The organism is Agrobacterium radiobacter, assembly GCF_040801995.1.
GTDB lineage: Bacteria > Pseudomonadota > Alphaproteobacteria > Rhizobiales > Rhizobiaceae > Agrobacterium > Agrobacterium radiobacter.
In genome coordinates this window covers 2,341,021-2,357,275 of sequence record NZ_JBEGHX010000001.1, presented here as the reverse complement: position 1 = coordinate 2,357,275, position 16,255 = coordinate 2,341,021, and the positions used below count along the sequence as shown (strand labels likewise).

The window sequence follows — 16,255 nt, the reverse complement described above, 5'->3', positions numbered from 1 at the left end:
CTCAGCCCTCCCGGTTCGCGATGCGGGCGGCAAGCCGCCGTTGCGCTGCGACACGCCGACGCCAGATTTCATTGCGCATGGCGGCGATATGCAAGGTGAAGAACAGCAGCGTGAACCCGATGGCCATCGTCAGAAGCGGCCAGAGAAATTCTGCATCGATGGCGGAACCGCCCATGCGGATGACACTTGCCGGCTGGTGAAGCGTATTCCACCACTCGACCGAAAATTTGATGATGGGGATATTCACGAAACCGACGAGGATCAGCACGGCGCTGACACGGGCGGCCCTGGACGGATCATCCATGGCCCGGTTGAGTGCGATGAGCCCGAGATACATCAGGAAAAGCACGAAAACGGAGGTCAGCCGTGCGTCCCATACCCACCAGGTTCCCCACATGGGCTTGCCCCAGAGCGAGCCGGTGATGAGTGCGATGAGCGTGAACGCTGCGCCGATGGGGGCGGCGGCCTTGTGGCTGACATCCGCGAGCGGGTGACGCCAGACGAGGGTGCCGATCGCAGAGATCGCCATGACCGAATAACACATCATGGCAAGCCAGGCGGAGGGGACATGCACATACATGATGCGCACGGTATAACCCTGCTGGTAATCGCCCTCAGTGGTGAAAGACAGATAAAGACCTGATGCCAGCACCAGTGCTGTCAGAGCCGCGAGCCAGGGCAGAATGCGTGCCGCCAGCGCCAGAAACCGCGTGGGATTGGCGAGATCACTGAGTTTGGTGATGGTGAAGGTCTGCTGGTTCATGCCGTTTGTGTAACCCGAGAATGGCTGCCCCGCAATTGATCCCTGTCAATCGGGGACCGTCCATTGCAGTTTCATCAATCCATAACATTGCGCAGTGCCAAAGCGGCAAAGAAAGGACCGGTCACGGCTGAAAATAACGTGATCGCACAGAGAATGAGGAATGGCGGCATGAAGGGCGCCGGGTCCTGCACGGCTGCGTAGGAAGCGCTGACGCCGAAGATCAAGACGGGAATGGCGAGCGGCAGGACGAGGATGGAGACCAGAAGGCCGCCGCGCGGCAGGGCAACGGCAACCGCTGCGCCCACCGCGCCGATGAAGGTAATGGCGGGTGAACCGACGAGAAGGGTGAGCATGACGGCGCCGATCGCCACCTCGTCCATGTTCATGAACAGGCCGAGCAGCGGCGAGGCAAGCACCAGCGGCAGACCGGTCGTGACCCAGTGCGCCAGGCATTTCACGAAGACGGTCAGGACGAGCGGGGTTTCCTGCATCAGGATCAGATCGAGGGATCCGTCATCCCGTTCGGCCTGGAACAGCCGGTCGAGGCCGAGAAGGGCTGATAGAAGCGCACCGATCCAGACGATGGCCGGGCCGATGCGGGCGAGCAGGTTGAGATCAGGACCGACACCGAAGGGGATAACAGCAACAACTGTCATGAAGAACAGCACGCCGATCAGCGCGCCGCCGCCGGCGCGGATGGAGAGTTTGATATCGCGGAGGAAGAGGGCGGTCATTGGGGCGTCCTCGTGTTCGCGGCGTTACCCCCCTCTGCCCTGCCGGGCATCTCCCCCTCAAGGGGGGAGATCAGCAGGAGGCTTTCCCGACGCTTCATTCTCAAACGTTGAGATTGTCGAGACCTAACCGCGAGTCGATCTCCCCCCTTGAGGGGGAGATGCCCGGCAGGGCAGAGGGGGGTAAGCCGCACGCACATCACCCTCATGCCCAAGCCTCCACCCCTGCAAACCCCGTCATCTGCAATTCCTGCGTATTCTCCAACCCCAGCGGTTGATGGGTCGCAGCAAGTACAATCCCGCCCCTTCCAAGGTGGTTTTTCACAAGATCGGTAAACATTCCGTCCGCAGCCTTATCAAGCGCCGCGGTCGGCTCATCGAGAATCCACACCGGTCGCCAGGCAATCAAAAGCTTCGCCATGGCAAACCGCCGCTGCTGGCCGGCGGAGAGGTAACCGAAGGGCAGGTGGGTAATGTCGGCAAGGCCGACAATCTCCGCGGCCTCATCAATCGCCATGCCCCTGCCGCCGGGAAAGTCGCCGAGGAAATCCTTCCAGAAGCGCAGGTTTTCCGAAACGGTCAGTTCGGTTTTCATGGCATTGCGATGGCCGAGATAATGGCAGGCCTCCGAGGGGCGCATGTCCGGCTCAATTCCTTCGCCGGCTATCTTAATCCGTCCCTGCTCGGGCCGCAGAAGACCCGCCACCGTGCGCAGCAGCGTGGATTTTCCCGAGCCGTTGCGCCCGGTCAGCACCAGCGCCTCTCCGTCGCTTAACTTGAAGGAAATATTCATGAATATGAAATCTTCGCCGCGTCGCACGCCAAGATTTTCCGCCGTCAAATCCATGCTGCGGTTCCGTTTCAGATTTCGTCGTCTCGATAAAAAAATCGATTAGCTTGGTTGAATGGTCTGGCACGTTTCTCTGAAATTATCTATATGGGTGTCAACACGCCAGCGGCCGGCGTGAACATCATCTTGCGCCGGACTTGACGATTGCGAGGAGCAATTTTCACGTGCGGACAGCGGAAATGGTCGTACCCGCATCCTGATGTGCATGAGTGCATAGGTGTCCGCACGAACGTGTTGGCTATCAGTGTAAGCGGGGTTTTTATCCATGCCCAAATCACTCGACAGTTTCAAATGTCGTTCCGTCCTTACCGTTGGCGGTAAGGATTACGTCTATTTCAGCCTTCCCAAGGCTGAAGCAAATGGCCTGAAGGGCGTTTCCAAGCTGCCCTATTCCATGAAGGTTCTTCTGGAAAACCTGTTGCGTTTCGAGGACGGCCAGTCCGTCACCAAGGAACATATCCTTGCGGTGTCCGAATGGCTTGGTAACAAGGGCCTGACCGAAACCGAAATCGCCTACCGCCCCGCCCGCGTTCTCATGCAGGACTTCACCGGTGTTCCCGCCGTGGTTGATCTTGCCGCCATGCGTGACGGTATCAAGGCTCTTGGCGGCGATCCGGAAAAGATCAACCCGCTGGTTCCCGTCGATCTCGTCATTGACCACTCTGTTATCGTCGATGAATTCGGCACGCCGAGCGCCTTTGCCCGCAACGTCGAACTGGAATATGAGCGCAACGGCGAGCGTTACCGCTTCCTGAAGTGGGGCCAGCAGGCGTTCAAGAATTTCCGCGTGGTTCCGCCCGGCACAGGCATCTGTCACCAGGTCAACCTCGAATATCTCGGCCAGACCGTCTGGACGAAGGAAGAGGACGGCGAGACGATCGCTTATCCGGATACCTGCGTCGGCACGGATTCGCATACGACCATGATCAACGGTCTCGGCGTTCTCGGCTGGGGTGTCGGCGGTATCGAGGCTGAAGCTGCCATGCTCGGCCAACCGGTCTCCATGCTTCTGCCCGAGGTCATCGGCTTCAAGCTGACCGGCAAGGTGAAGGAAGGCGTCACCGCGACGGACCTCGTTCTGACGGTCGTGCAGATGCTGCGCAAGAAGGGCGTGGTATCGAAGTTCGTCGAATTCTTCGGCCCCGGCCTTGATTCGATGTCTCTGGCCGACCGTGCGACCATCGGCAATATGGGTCCGGAATATGGCGCGACCTGCGGCTTCTTCCCGGTTGACGGCGAAACCATCAACTACCTGACCATGTCCGGCCGCGCCAAGGACCGTATCGCGCTCGTCGAAGCCTATTCGAAGGCGCAGGACATGTGGCGCACCGGCGATGGTTCCGACCTCGTCTTCACCGACACGCTGGAACTCGATCTTGGTGACGTCGTGCCCTCCATGGCCGGTCCGAAGCGCCCGGAAGGCCGTCTGCCGCTCGAAACCATCGCACCGAATTTCGCGACGGCTCTCGAGAACGACTACAAGAAGCCCGGCCAGATCAACAGCCGCTATGCTGTCGAAGGCGAAGCTTTTGATCTCGGTCACGGCGATGTGGCGATTGCCGCCATCACCTCCTGCACGAACACCTCCAACCCCTCGGTTCTCATCGCCGCCGGCCTTCTCGCCCGCAACGCTGTCGCCAAGGGGCTGAAGTCCAAGCCGTGGGTGAAGACCTCGCTGGCACCGGGATCGCAGGTTGTTGCCGAATATCTCGACAAGTCCGGTCTGCAGAAGGATCTCGATGCGATCGGCTTCAACCTCGTCGGCTTCGGCTGCACGACCTGCATCGGTAACTCCGGTCCGCTGCCGCCTGCGATCTCCAAGACGATCAACGACAAGGGCCTGATCACATCAGGCGTTCTCTCTGGTAACCGCAACTTCGAAGGCCGCATCTCGCCTGACGTGCAGGCGAACTATCTGGCCTCGCCGCCGCTCGTCGTGGCCTATGCGCTTGCCGGCACGGTCCAGAAGGATCTGACCAAGGAGCCGATCGGCGACGACCAGAACGGCAACCCGGTCTATCTCAAGGATATCTGGCCGACCTCCAAGGAAATCCAGGAATTCATCCTGAAATACGTCACCCGTGAGCTCTACGAAACCAAGTATGCTGACGTGTTCAAGGGTGACGCGAACTGGCAGGCCGTTCAGGTTCCGCCGGGCCAGACTTATGCCTGGGACGACAAGTCCACCTATGTTCAAAACCCGCCCTATTTCGTCGGCATGGGCAAAAAGGGCACCGGCCTCAAGAACATCAAGGGCGCGCGAGTCCTCGGTCTCTTCGGCGACAAGATCACCACCGACCATATTTCTCCGGCCGGTTCGATCAAGGCTGCTTCGCCTGCTGGCGCCTATCTGACGGAGCACGGCGTTGCCGTGGCCGACTTCAACCAGTACGGCACGCGCCGTGGCAACCATGAAGTGATGATGCGCGGCACCTTCGCCAATATCCGCATCCGCAACCACATGCTCGGCCCGAACGGCAAGGAAGGTGGCTACACCATCCACTATCCGTCGAAGGAAGAGATGTCGATTTATGACGCCGCGATGAAATACAAGGCGGAAGGCGTTCCGCTCGTCATCTTCGCCGGTGTCGAATATGGTAACGGCTCGTCCCGCGACTGGGCGGCGAAGGGCACCAACCTGCTCGGCGTCAAGGCCGTCATCGCGCAGTCCTTCGAACGCATCCACCGTTCGAACCTCGTCGGCATGGGTGTCGTTCCCTTCGTTTTCGAGGAAGGCACTACCTGGGCGAGCCTCGACCTCAAGGGCGACGAAATCGTCGAGATCGATGGTCTCGAAGGTGAAATCAAGCCGCGTGAAAAGAAGATCGCCAAGATCACCTACAGCGACGGTACGGTGAAGGAAGTTCCGCTTCTCTGCCGCATCGATACGCTTGATGAAGTGATCTACATGAACAATGGCGGCATTCTGCAAACCGTTCTTCGCGATCTGGTCGCGTAAAGCTTTGAAAATCTAAGGCGCCGGGCGGAATCCCGGCGTCTTTCCGTTTCAAGTCTCTTTTTTTGTGATTGTCGCTCACCCCTTCGTGACTTTCTATTGAAGGGCAATAGACGTTATTTTCCGGTTTGCATCCCGGCAGGATTGATCGCATCAATTCGTCTGGATCTCTTCCGGACAAAGGTTTTTGTAATGCCGCTGAAATTCCCCCTGTCGATATGTCTTCTCGGCACGTTTCTCGTCACCTCCGCGCAGGCGCAGGAAGCTGTGAAGGGCGTCGTCGAATTGTTCACATCGCAGGGATGTGCCTCGTGCCCGCCGGCGGATGAAGCCTTGCGCAAGATGATCCAGAAGGGCGATGTCGTCGGTCTTTCCTACCATGTCGATTACTGGAACTATCTGGGCTGGACGGATTCGCTGGCATCGAAGGAAAATACCGATCGGCAATATGGCTATATGCGCGCACTCGGCCGCAACGGGGTCTATACGCCGCAGGCCATTCTGAATGGTCGCGACCACGTCAAGGGCGCGGATGTCCGTGGAATCTACGACAGGCTCGATGCTTTCAAGCGCGAAGGCAAGGGACTGAATGTCCCGGTCTCGTCGAAGTTTTCCGGAAACGAGGTGGAGATCGATATTGGTGCCGGCAGCGGTAGGGCTGATGTCGTGGTCGCCTATTTCACGCGCGAACAGACGGTTGATGTGCAGAAGGGGGATAACCAGGGGAAAAAAATGTCCTACTGGCACAGCGTCTATGACGTGCAAACCGTCGGCATGTGGGATGGTTCACCGATGACGGTGAAGCTTCCGGCGAGCGTGGTGGCAAAGGTGAAAAAGGGCGGCTGCGCGGTGCTTTTGCAGACGGCAAATGCCGGCGGCGATCCCGCGGCAATTGTCGGCGCAAGTATCCTGCTTGGAAATGAAACCCCCTGATCGCCTGTGGGCGATGGAAGATCCGGTCCGGGCATTGGGGGCTGGGGGTAAAGGGTCAATGCACCGGACCGGGTCATCTTGGTGCCTAGGCATCAATTGACAATAGGACTATTCCACCCAATTCGGGCCATGGTTTGACCGAAATACGGCAGGCCATGTGAAAATGGCTGCCTAAATGGTTACCATTTTTAACCTCTGCCTTTGCTGTCGGCAGTCCCTCCAGAGGGATGGATGGGGCGCCATTCCGTGCTGGCGCCTTCTGGATCGGCTGCAATTCGAGGCCTGTCAAACCTTTCCTGGAATTGCCGGTCCTGTGCGCCATGGTAGTGCAAAGACTTGCAATTTCGCCCCCTCAGGCTCACACTGCATGGATGATTTGGGTGGAATCGGAGGTATTGGATGACCGATCAACCGGATGTGCAGCAGGTGCAGACCGCTTCACGTGACAATTCCACCGTTATCGATCTCCGGGAATATAAAAAGAACAAGGACCCTTTGCCGGTCACCTTTCACCGGCGCGAGCTGGATGCGATTCTGCGCATCTATGGCCGCATGGTGGGAGAGGGCGAGTGGCGTGACTACGCCATCGATCACCTGAAGGAAAAGGCGGTGTTTTCCGTCTTCAAGCGATCAGGTGAAATGCCGCTTTTCAGGATCGAGAAAAACCCCAAGCTGGGGGCAAAACAGGGTGCCTATTGCGTGGTGAATACGGATGGCCGCATTCTCAAACGTGGCCATGAATTGCCGCAGGTTCTGAAAGTTTTCGACAAGGTTCTGAAGCTCATTGAATGAGCTTTAACAGGAGCGGACTATTCGCAGGAACAGCACGCCCTGACGGATATAGGTGAAGAAATCTTCGCAAATAAAAAGGCGGCCGAAGGGCCGCCTTTCGCATGTCTGTCAGTAGAACTCTTAACCTTAGTCGTCGCGGTTTCCGAGGAACTGCAGGAGGAAGGTGAAGAGGTTGATGAAGTCGAGATAGAGCGTCAGCGCGCCCATGATGGCCTTGCGGCCAGCCACGGCAACATCGTCGCCGTCAAAGTACATTTCCTTGATCTTCTGGGTGTCGTAGGCGGTCAGGCCTGCGAAGATCAGTACGCCGATTGCGGAAATCGCAAACTGCAGTGCGGAGGATGCAAGGAAGATATTGACGATGGAAGCGATGATCAGGCCGAACAGACCCATGATCAGGAACGAACCGAGACCGGAAAGGTTCTTTTTTGTCGTGTAACCGTAAAGCGAGAGCGCACCGAACGAAGCGGCGGTCACGAAGAACGTCTGGACGATGCTCTGGCCGGTGAAGACGATGAAGATCGACGACAGCGACACGCCCATCAGCGCGGCATAGACCCAGAATGTCGTCTGCGCGGCGGAAACGCTCATGTTCTGAATACGGAAGCTAAGGAAGAAAACCAGTGCCAGCGGTGCGAGCATGATGACCCAGCGCAGCGGAGATGCATAAAGCAGCTGCTGGAAGGCAGGGTTGGACGCAGCGAATGAATAGGTTGCGAAAGCCGCAACGCCGGTGATGACCAGAGCCAGCGCCATCAGGTTGTAAACCTTCAGCATATAGGCGCGGAGACCTTCATCGATCATCGCACCAGTCTGTGCACGGGTCTGCGCCATGCGGTTCTGGTAGTTATTGAAGTCAGCCATTGTTTCCTCTTTTGAGCTCCGTAATTGCTACGGTGTCGGGATACCTCCCGGGCGCCGCTGCGGAGCTTCAGCAAGCCTGCCAAAGAATATGATGGCAGAACGTGTCCGATACAAGGCCTTTTCCAGTTGAAAAGACACCATATGCGCGAAAAGCGCTCACGTTTTGGCGATCATTACAAAGAATTAATCGCTAAAGTTAAGCGGGGCACAACCGATGATCATTCTCCCGCCTGCCGCAGAACCGGAGCTGCCTTCTGCCCGAGAATTCGCCATGTGCCGATGAGCCCGATGCCGACAGTCATGACGAGGGCGACGACGAGGGTTCCGATCGCCACATCCGGCAGGAAGCTGGAGGGCAGCTTCATGATGCGGGCGATCACGAACCATGCGGAGACGCCGCCGGCGAAAAGCGCGAAGACGGCGGTGGCGAGACCGAGCATCATATATTCGTAGGAGAAGGCGCGGATGAGCAGGTTTCGTGTGCCGCCCAGCGTTTTCAGGATGACCGCGTCGTGGGTTCGCGCGCGGTTGCCGGCAGCGAGAGCGCCGGCGAGAACGAGGACGGAGGCTATCAGCGCGACGGCGGCAGCGGCGCGAATGGCGGTGGCAAGCTGGCCGACAAGGCGGTTGACGACGTCGAGCGCATCCTTCACGCGCACGCTGGTGATCGTCGGATAGGCGTTGGTGACAGCGCGCAATATGCGGCCTTCGTCGGCGGCGGTTGCGGAAGGGTCGGCGAGTGTTGCCAGCCACGCATGCGGCGCGCCGCGGAAGGTGTTCGGTGAAAACACCATGACGAAATTGATCGACAGTGATTCCCATTCGACGTTGCGCAGATTGGCGATCTTGGCCGTTATGCTGCGTCCGAGCACGTTGACGGTGACCGTGTCGCCGATCTTGAGGCCCAGATCCCCCGCCTCTTTCGCGGCGAAGGAGACCAGCGGCTCGCCGCTATAGTCCGGCCCCCACCATGTTCCCTCCGTCAGCGTCGCGTTTTCAGGAATTTCCTGGGAATAGGTGATGCCCCGGTCACCGCGCAGCACCCAGCGTCCGGAAGATGGCACGTCCATTTTTGTCACGTCCTCGCCGTTAAGCGCCAGAATGCGGCCGCGCAGCATCGGTACTTCGGTCAGGGCTCCTTCCGGCGCTTCTTGCTTCAAAAGATCGCGGAAGCCCTGAACTTCGCTGCCCTGAATATCCACGAAGAAGAAATTCGGTGCCTTTTCCGGCAGGCTGTCCGTCAGTTCACGACGCAGATTGCCGTCGATCAGGGTGAGCGTTACGAGGAGGGTCAGCCCGAGGCCGAGCGAAAGAACGACCGAGGGGGTGAGTGCGCCCGGCCGGTGAATATTACCGATCGCCAGCCTCAGCGCAGCCGAATGAACGCGCGGGCTGCGCTTGGCGATGGCCTTTACGCCCGTAGCCACCAGTCGCAGCACCACGAAGGCAAAAGCGATGGCCGCAAGGAAGATCGAGGCGATGAAGCGGTCTTCCGCCGAAAAGATGGCGAGGGCGGCAAGCGCCGCCAGCAGCAGGCCGGTTGCGGCCAGATAGGGCCAGGATGGCCAGCTTCCTTCTTCGAAACCCTGCTCGCGGAAAAGCGCGGTTGCCGGAACCTCACGCGCCTGGCCAAGGGGAACGATGGCGAAGGCGAACGTGGTCAGGAGGCCGAACAGGGCGGCGAGACCGAGAGCGCCGGGGTAAAAGGCGAGCTCTTCCGGTACAGGCAATACGCCTTCCAGAAACCGCATGGCGATGAGTGGCGCGACGGCGCCGACCACAAGGCCGATGACGATGCCGACGGCGGCAATGAAGGCGATCTGGAAGAGATAGGTCATGGTGACCACGGAGGCCGGTGCGCCCAGGCATTTCAGCGAGGCGATCGTGGTGCGTTTGGAATCCAGAAACGCGCGGACGGCATTTGCGACGCCGACACCGCCGACGATGAGGGCGGTGAGGCCTACCAACGTCAGGAATTGCGAGAAGCGGTTGACGTTTTCGGTGAGCGAGGGTGCCGCCCGGTCGCTGGTGCGGATGGACCAGCCAGCGTCAGGAAAGGCCTTGTTGGCCACGTCGGTCATGGTTACCCGCGCCGCCGGGTCGTTCAGCTTGATCTTGTAGGCGTGTTCCACCAGGCTTCCGGTCTGAACGAGGCCGGAGGCAAAAAGGGCATCGCGGCTGACCATCAGCCTCGGAGCAAAACCGAAGCCGTCAGACAGCGCATCCGGTTCGTCGACCACGGTGCCGGTCAGTTTCAGCTTCACATTGCCGAGCAGGATTTCATCGCCGACCTTGATGCCGAGCCGTTCGAGCAGAAGCGGTGCGGCGATGGCGCCATAGGTGTCGCCGGTGCCAGCCAGAAGCTCGCTTAACGGCCGGTTGGGTTCGGCAACGAAGGTGCCAAAGAGCGGATAGGAGCCGTCTATGGCTTTCACCTCAGTCAACGTCTGTTCGGAACCGTCGGCAAGGCGCGCCATGGAGCGCAGCCCGGTGGAAACCGCGACGGTGCCTAGCCCATCGAGATAGGCCCGTTCTTCCTGCGTTGCTTCCCTGTTGCGCAGTTCGAAACGCACGTCGCCTGCCAGTATGGACTGACCTTCCGTGGCAATGGCGCTGGTGACCGCGCGTGAGACGGAATTGACGGCGGCGATGGCGCCGGTTCCAAGCGCAATACAGGCAAGGAAAATGTAAAAGCCTCGAAGGCCGCCGCGAATTTCTCGCCGTGCGAGCCTCGCGGCGTTTCTGACATTGGCAAAAGACGGGAGAACAGATCCAGTCATGCCGATACCGCCCGCGCAATCTGGGGCTTCGCGCTGTCGCCCTCTATCTCGCCGGAGCGCACCTTGATCTGCCGTGAGCAGCGGGCGGCAAGCGACGGATCATGGGTGACGAGGATCATCGTCATGCCGCGCTCGGCCTGTTTGGCAAAAAGAAGATCAGCGATCTGCCTGCCGGTATCGGTATCGAGATTGCCGGTCGGTTCATCAGCAATCAGTACGGCCGGTGAGGGGGCAAGCGCGCGGGCGATGGCGACACGTTGCTGTTCGCCGCCGGAGAGCTGGCCGGGATAATGGTTCAGGCGTTCACCGAGACCGACGGCGACGAGTTCGCGCCTGGCGATCTCGAAGGGGTTCGGGGTGTTTGCCAGTTCGAGCGGAACGGCGACATTTTCCAGTGCCGTCATGTTGGCGATGAGATGGAAGGACTGGAAAATAATGCCGATATTCCGGCCGCGAAAATCCGCCAGCGCGTCCTCGCCGAGCTTGTGCAGTTCCGTATTCGCGATGATGATTTCACCGCTATCGAGCCTCTCGAGACCGGCAAGCACCATCAGAAGCGTCGACTTTCCCGAGCCGGAGGGGCCTACGATACCAACCGCCTCGCTCTCTCCGATTGAAAGATTGATGTTCTTGAGAACGTGAACGGAGGCGGCGGCATTGCCGAGCGTGAGGTCGGCTTTCTTCAGCTCTATGATGCTTTTCGTCACAATTCTCGTTCCTATATAGGGTGATGAAAACGGTCTGGCGGTCGATGCGGTCGGTATTTCAGACAATGGGAACCAAGTTAGGAAAGCCGTGATGAGATTTAAAGCTGCCCTGTTTCACTTCATCGTCATTTTCGCTACCGCCTTTTCCGCCACTGTTGTCACGGCTCAGGAGCGGACATGGCAACTGGTCGGCCTCGGCGACAGCCTGATGGCTGGCTATCAGTTGCCCCCAACCGACAGCTACACCGCACAGCTTGAGGCTGCATTAAAGGGCAAGGGCGTCAATGTCGCCATCGCCAATGCCGGTGTGTCCGGCGATACCTCTTCCGGCGGCCTGGCGCGGGCGGAATGGTCGGTTCCCGATGGTACTGATGGGGTCATTCTGGAACTCGGCGCCAATGACGCTCTGCGCGGAATTCCCCCCGAACAGACCGAAAAGAACCTCGACACCATCATTTCCGGCTTCCAGAAGCGCAACATAGCCGTGTTGCTGGTCGGCATTATGGCGCCGCCGAATATGGGCGAAGATTACGCCAAGCGCTTCAATCCGATCTTTCCGAAGCTTGCCGAAAAATACAACCTGCCGCTTTATCCCTTCTTTCTGGATGGCGTGGTGACGGATGATGCGCTGAAGTTGGATGACAAGATGCACCCCAATACCAGGGGTGTGGCGATGATGGTTGAAAAATCTTTGCCGGCTGTTGAAAGCTTCATCAAGACAATCGGTGCGCAAAAAAAATAAGCACTTGCGCCCATCTGCATTGCGTGATTCGCTATGCTTGTTCTGCCAAGAGATTCGGGGAGCTCGCCATGCCGAGACTGTTTACCGCCCTCGAAATTCCGCGCAATGCGGCTATGAGCCTCTCATTGTTGCGCGGTGGTCTGCCGGGAGCCCGGTGGATCGATGTGGAGAATTATCACATAACCCTGCGTTTTATCGGTGACATCGACGGGCGGACCGCCGATGAGGTCGTGGACAGGCTGGATCGGATCGAAAGGCCGGAATTCCAGCTCAATCTCACCGGTATGGGGTCCTTCGGTTCCAAGAAACCGCATTCCATCTGGGCCGGGGTTTCTCCCTCTCCGGAAATGCATGCGCTGCAGGCGGAAGTCGAGAGAATCTGCCAGAGGATCGGTCTCCCGCCCGATCCGCGCAAGTTCATGCCGCATGTCACGCTGGCGCGGCTGCGCTCATCGCGGCTGGACGATGTCGTTCATTATCTTTCCGGACGCGGCAACTTCCGCACCTCGCCCTTCACGGTCGGACGTTTTGTGCTGATGTCTTCGAAGGAATCGGTGGGCGGCGGGCCCTATATCGTTGAAGAGGCGTTCCCGCTTCACGAGGCCCGGTCCAGCTCCATCTTTTCGAGCAACGACCTGCATCCTGCCAAGAGCATGTTGTAGACGCCAAGGAACCCGTCCTCGGCACCGTAATAGGGATCGGGGACGTTCTCACGACGGCCAACGGCATAATCCATGAAGAGATGGATTTTGTGCCGGTGTTTTTCCGGGCTCGATTGAAGCAGGTTCGCCAGATTGTTTTCGTCCATGGCGAGTATCAGGTCGAAGGTCTCGAAATCCGCCCGGGTGACCTGTCTTGCCCGCTGACTTGAAATATCGATGCCGTGTCGTCGCGCCATGGCGATGGACCGGGGATCAGGCGCATCACCCGCGTGCCAGCCGCCGGTGCCGGCGGAATCGATAGCGAGCTGGTCAGACACGGCCGCGTCATCGGCAAGATGTCTCAAAACGCCTTCGGCAATCGGTGAGCGGCAGATATTGCCCATGCAGACAAAAAGAATAGCTGTATGTTTCATGGAATATGCGTCGATCCGGTCGTTGAAGCGTTAATGGGTCTCAAGCGGAGGCAAGTTCATGAAATATCCCAGACTCGAGCCGGACGCCATCCGGCAGGCCCTGTCGAAACTCGAGGGCTGGTCCCTGCGAGAAGACGGGGCGGCGATCGTCCGTTCCTTCAAGTTTTCAAGTTTTGCGGAAGCCTTCGGTTTCATGGCCGAATCCGCACTTGTTGCGGAAAGGCTTAATCATCATCCGGAATGGTCCAATGTCTATTCGCGGGTCAAGGTTTGCCTCACCACGCATGATTCACAGGGAGTGACGGAGCGGGATTTTCTTCTGGCCGAAGCCATGCAGAAGGCGGCTGCGGGCCGAAGCAATTGAACGGCGGACCTTAAATCCCATATAATAGCCGTGACCGGAGGACCGTCGATCATGGATGATGTGAAAATCGGTGAAATTCTTCTGCCGGGTGAAACCGACAGGCAGCAGGAGCGTGAAAATGCGGTGCGGGCGAAATTCTGGCCCAAGCTGAAGCGTGTGATGTCAAAAGTGCCCTTCGCGCGCGATGCGGCGGCGGCCTATTATTGCGCGATCGACCGTGACACGCCGCTGCGCGCAAAGGGTATCATCCTGGCGGCGCTTGCCTATTTCATCATGCCGATGGATGCCGTGCCTGACGTGCTGGCCGTCATCGGTTTTACCGATGATATTGCCGTCATCACGGCAGCGCTTGCCATGATCCGCGCTCATATCAAGATGGAGCACTACGAGGCCGCTGACGCCATGCTGAAGCGACAGCAGGAAGCCGGGTAACGTCTCTGTGATGTGTCCGTCCGGCAGAGCCCGGCGGGTGACAAATTCTTGCCTGAATTTATGTGTCTTACACACGAGGGAAGGGCGTGCCACGCCGTTCTCCTCAGGGCGTCGGGAAGTCGCCAATCTGTAACACCGCAAGACGTTTCCGGCATTTTATGCGTGTTGTTGACGGTTTGGTAACCGCTTTCCGACCACAATGAGAAAAGACGATCCGCACCTGAACGTGGCCGATCCAGAAACTGGGCTCGCCGCTGCTTCGGGCCAATGGAAGACAATAACCCGGCAGGAAATTCTATGTTTGTAAGAAGTGTAGCAACCGCAGCGGCCATTTTGCTGACCAGCGTCGGCGTAGCATCTGCACAGTCGCCCACGCGCATCCAGCAGTTCAATGCATGGGGTGCCTATTCGTACAAATCGGGCAACAGCACCGTCTGCTACGTTCTTTCCATTCCGACCGCCAAGGAACCGGCGAGCGTCGACCACGGCGATATTTTCTTCATCGTGTCGCAGCGCCCGGGCCAGAATATCTCCTATGAGCCGCAGGCCATGGTGGGTTATTCGCTCAAGCAGGGTTCCAAGGTCAATGTGACGATCGACAACAAGAACTTTGTCATGTTCACCAAGGACAAGGCCGCTTGGGTTGAAAACGCCGCTGAAGAACCGGCTCTCGTGGCTGCCATGAAGGGCGGCAAGTCCATGACCGTCAAGGCAGTCTCAGGCCGCGGCACCGCGACCTCCTATTCCTATTCGCTGTCGGGTATTTCGGCAGCTCTCAAGCAGATTGAGAGCTGCAAGTAACCCTGACGCTTCATCGCATTTGATAATGGCCGGTCATTGACCGGCCATTTGCGTTTTTGCCAGTTTGATGCTAAAGGCGCGGCAACATTGACAGGCGGATGCGCGAAAAGTGCTCCGCCTTTGATTTTCTCGACATGCAGACGATTTTCCGCCTATCCGACAGGCCGGTCGTGCGATGCATGGAATGATGGGATAGCGTGATGTCCGTAATGCAAGCCCCTGCCGGCCTGGCAGTCAAAACCCCGCTGATCGCCAATAGCGATCTGATGTCCGGCAAGCCGTCACTGATTGGCCTGACGCGTGAGGAAATGGGCGAGGCGCTGGCCGAGATCGGCGTGCCGCAGAAGCAGGTGAAGATGCGCGTCAGCCAGTTGTGGAACTGGCTTTATGTGCGCGGCGTCTCCGATTTCGACAATATGACCAATGTCGCCAAGGAGCTTCGCGAGAAGCTGAAGGCGGCCTTCACTATTGCCCGCCCGGAAATCGTCGAGGAGCAGATCTCCAATGACGGCACCCGCAAATGGCTGATGCGCTTTCCGCCGCGCGGTGCGGGACGCCCCGTCGAGATCGAGACGGTCTATATTCCCGAAGAAGGTCGCGGCACGCTGTGCATATCGAGCCAGGTCGGCTGTTCGCTGACCTGTTCCTTCTGTCACACCGGTACCCAGCGTCTGGTGCGCAACCTGACGGCTGAGGAAATTCTCGCCCAGCTGCTGCTGGCTCGTGACCGGCTCGGCGATTTTCCCGATGGTTCGACCCCGGTAGGCGCCTATGTGCCGAGCGAGGGCCGCAAGGTCTCCAACATCGTGATGATGGGCATGGGCGAGCCGCTCTATAATTTCGAGCATGTGAAGACCGCGCTCCTGATTGCGACCGATGGCGATGGCCTGTCGCTCTCCAAGCGTCGCGTCACGCTCTCCACCTCCGGCGTCGTGCCGGAAATCTTCCGCACCGGCGATGAGATCGGCGTCATGCTGGCGATTTCGCTGCATGCGGTGCGCGACGACCTGCGTGACATGCTGGTGCCGATCAACAAGAAATATCCGCTGAAGGAGCTGATCGAGGCCTGCCGCAATTATCCGGGTCTCTCCAACGCTCGCCGCATTACCTTCGAATATGTGATGCTGAAGGATGTCAACGACAGCTTGGAAGATGCCAAGATGCTGGTGCAGCTTCTGAAGGGCGTTCCGGCCAAGATCAACCTCATTCCGTTCAATCCATGGCCGGGCACGAACTACCAGTGCTCCGAATGGGCGCAGATCGAGAAGTTCGCCGATTTCATCAATCAGGCGGGTTATGCCTCGCCGATCCGCACGCCGCGCGGCCGCGATATCCTCGCCGCCTGCGGTCAGCTGAAGTCGGAATCCGAGCGCATGCGCAAGACCGAAAGGCTGGCTTTTGAGGCGATGATGATCGCAAACCACGGTGCGGATGACTGAATCAGCCGCAATTGCGCCATAAAGCT

16 protein-coding genes are annotated in these 16,255 nt (G+C 58.6%); 9 read left to right on the top strand and 7 right to left on the bottom strand.

Going from position 1 to position 16,255, the window contains the following annotated elements; genetic code table 11:
- Window position 1: 1 nt before the first annotated feature.
- The 3 genes from MRBLRC7O_RS11695 to ccmA all read right to left on the bottom strand — a co-directional run bounded on the left by MRBLRC7O_RS11695 (window position 2) and on the right by ccmA (window position 2,341).
- Entirely contained in the window at window positions 2–763 is a 762-nt protein-coding gene (locus MRBLRC7O_RS11695) for a heme ABC transporter permease (protein ID WP_003505067.1), read from the bottom strand.
- Window positions 764–837: 74 nt separating this feature from the next.
- Window positions 838–1,497, bottom strand: coding sequence for a heme exporter protein CcmB (gene ccmB, locus MRBLRC7O_RS11690; RefSeq protein ID WP_003505065.1), 660 nt, complete (start codon window positions 1,495–1,497; stop codon window positions 838–840).
- A gap of 202 nt (window positions 1,498–1,699) precedes the next feature.
- Entirely contained in the window at window positions 1,700–2,341 is a 642-nt protein-coding gene (ccmA, locus tag MRBLRC7O_RS11685) for a heme ABC exporter ATP-binding protein CcmA (protein WP_003505061.1), read from the bottom strand.
- A 268-nt stretch (window positions 2,342–2,609) separates the two neighbouring features.
- On the opposite strand from ccmA, the gene acnA reads away from it, so the two are divergent.
- From acnA to MRBLRC7O_RS11670, 3 genes are all read left to right on the top strand, one after another.
- Entirely contained in the window at window positions 2,610–5,303 is a 2,694-nt protein-coding gene (acnA, locus tag MRBLRC7O_RS11680) for an aconitate hydratase AcnA (RefSeq protein ID WP_003505059.1), read from the top strand.
- A 189-nt stretch (window positions 5,304–5,492) separates the two neighbouring features.
- Entirely contained in the window at window positions 5,493–6,233 is a 741-nt protein-coding gene (locus tag MRBLRC7O_RS11675) for a DUF1223 domain-containing protein (RefSeq protein ID WP_003505058.1), read from the top strand.
- A 399-nt stretch (window positions 6,234–6,632) separates the two neighbouring features.
- Window positions 6,633–7,025, top strand: a complete 393-nt coding sequence (locus tag MRBLRC7O_RS11670) for a DUF2794 domain-containing protein (RefSeq protein ID WP_003505057.1) — start codon at window positions 6,633–6,635, stop codon at window positions 7,023–7,025.
- Between the two features lie 126 nt (window positions 7,026–7,151).
- Here the strand turns inward: MRBLRC7O_RS11670 and MRBLRC7O_RS11665 are convergent, their stop codons facing one another.
- From MRBLRC7O_RS11665 to MRBLRC7O_RS11655, 3 genes are all read right to left on the bottom strand, one after another.
- Window positions 7,152–7,889 carry a Bax inhibitor-1/YccA family protein gene (locus tag MRBLRC7O_RS11665; protein WP_003505056.1) on the bottom strand — a complete coding sequence of 246 codons (738 nt, stop codon included), beginning with the start codon at window positions 7,887–7,889 and terminating at the stop codon, window positions 7,152–7,154.
- A gap of 218 nt (window positions 7,890–8,107) precedes the next feature.
- Window positions 8,108–10,669 carry an ABC transporter permease gene (locus MRBLRC7O_RS11660; RefSeq protein WP_080866476.1) on the bottom strand — a complete coding sequence of 854 codons (2,562 nt, stop codon included), beginning with the start codon at window positions 10,667–10,669 and terminating at the stop codon, window positions 8,108–8,110.
- A complete protein-coding gene (locus tag MRBLRC7O_RS11655; protein WP_003505053.1) occupies window positions 10,666–11,376 on the bottom strand; it encodes an ABC transporter ATP-binding protein in 711 nt (236 codons plus the stop codon). The genes MRBLRC7O_RS11660 and MRBLRC7O_RS11655 overlap by 4 nt, the downstream gene beginning before the upstream one ends.
- 91 nt (window positions 11,377–11,467) lie before the next feature.
- On the opposite strand from MRBLRC7O_RS11655, the gene MRBLRC7O_RS11650 reads away from it, so the two are divergent.
- Window positions 11,468–12,118 carry an arylesterase gene (locus MRBLRC7O_RS11650; protein WP_003505051.1) on the top strand — a complete coding sequence of 217 codons (651 nt, stop codon included), beginning with the start codon at window positions 11,468–11,470 and terminating at the stop codon, window positions 12,116–12,118.
- Between the two features lie 68 nt (window positions 12,119–12,186).
- A complete protein-coding gene (gene thpR / locus MRBLRC7O_RS11645) occupies window positions 12,187–12,780 on the top strand; it encodes an RNA 2',3'-cyclic phosphodiesterase (protein WP_003505049.1) in 594 nt (197 codons plus the stop codon).
- On the opposite strand, the gene MRBLRC7O_RS11640 is transcribed toward thpR, so the two are convergent.
- Window positions 12,714–13,193, bottom strand: coding sequence for a low molecular weight protein-tyrosine-phosphatase (locus MRBLRC7O_RS11640; RefSeq protein WP_003505047.1), 480 nt, complete (start codon window positions 13,191–13,193; stop codon window positions 12,714–12,716). The genes thpR and MRBLRC7O_RS11640 overlap by 67 nt on opposite strands.
- Before the next feature lie 58 nt (window positions 13,194–13,251).
- Between MRBLRC7O_RS11640 and MRBLRC7O_RS11635 the strand changes: the two genes are divergently transcribed.
- The 4 genes from MRBLRC7O_RS11635 to rlmN all read left to right on the top strand — a co-directional run bounded on the left by MRBLRC7O_RS11635 (window position 13,252) and on the right by rlmN (window position 16,229).
- Window positions 13,252–13,557, top strand: a complete 306-nt coding sequence (locus MRBLRC7O_RS11635) for a 4a-hydroxytetrahydrobiopterin dehydratase (RefSeq protein ID WP_003505045.1) — start codon at window positions 13,252–13,254, stop codon at window positions 13,555–13,557.
- A gap of 51 nt (window positions 13,558–13,608) precedes the next feature.
- Window positions 13,609–13,989: a YkvA family protein gene (locus MRBLRC7O_RS11630; RefSeq protein ID WP_003505043.1), complete on the top strand. Its 381-nt coding sequence runs from the start codon at window positions 13,609–13,611 to the stop codon at window positions 13,987–13,989.
- A gap of 297 nt (window positions 13,990–14,286) precedes the next feature.
- Window positions 14,287–14,790, top strand: a complete 504-nt coding sequence (locus MRBLRC7O_RS11625; protein ID WP_003505042.1) for an invasion associated locus B family protein — start codon at window positions 14,287–14,289, stop codon at window positions 14,788–14,790.
- Between the two features lie 266 nt (window positions 14,791–15,056).
- Entirely contained in the window at window positions 15,057–16,229 is a 1,173-nt protein-coding gene (gene rlmN / locus MRBLRC7O_RS11620) for a dual-specificity RNA methyltransferase RlmN (protein WP_077998729.1), read from the top strand.
- Window positions 16,230–16,255 lie beyond the last annotated feature (26 nt).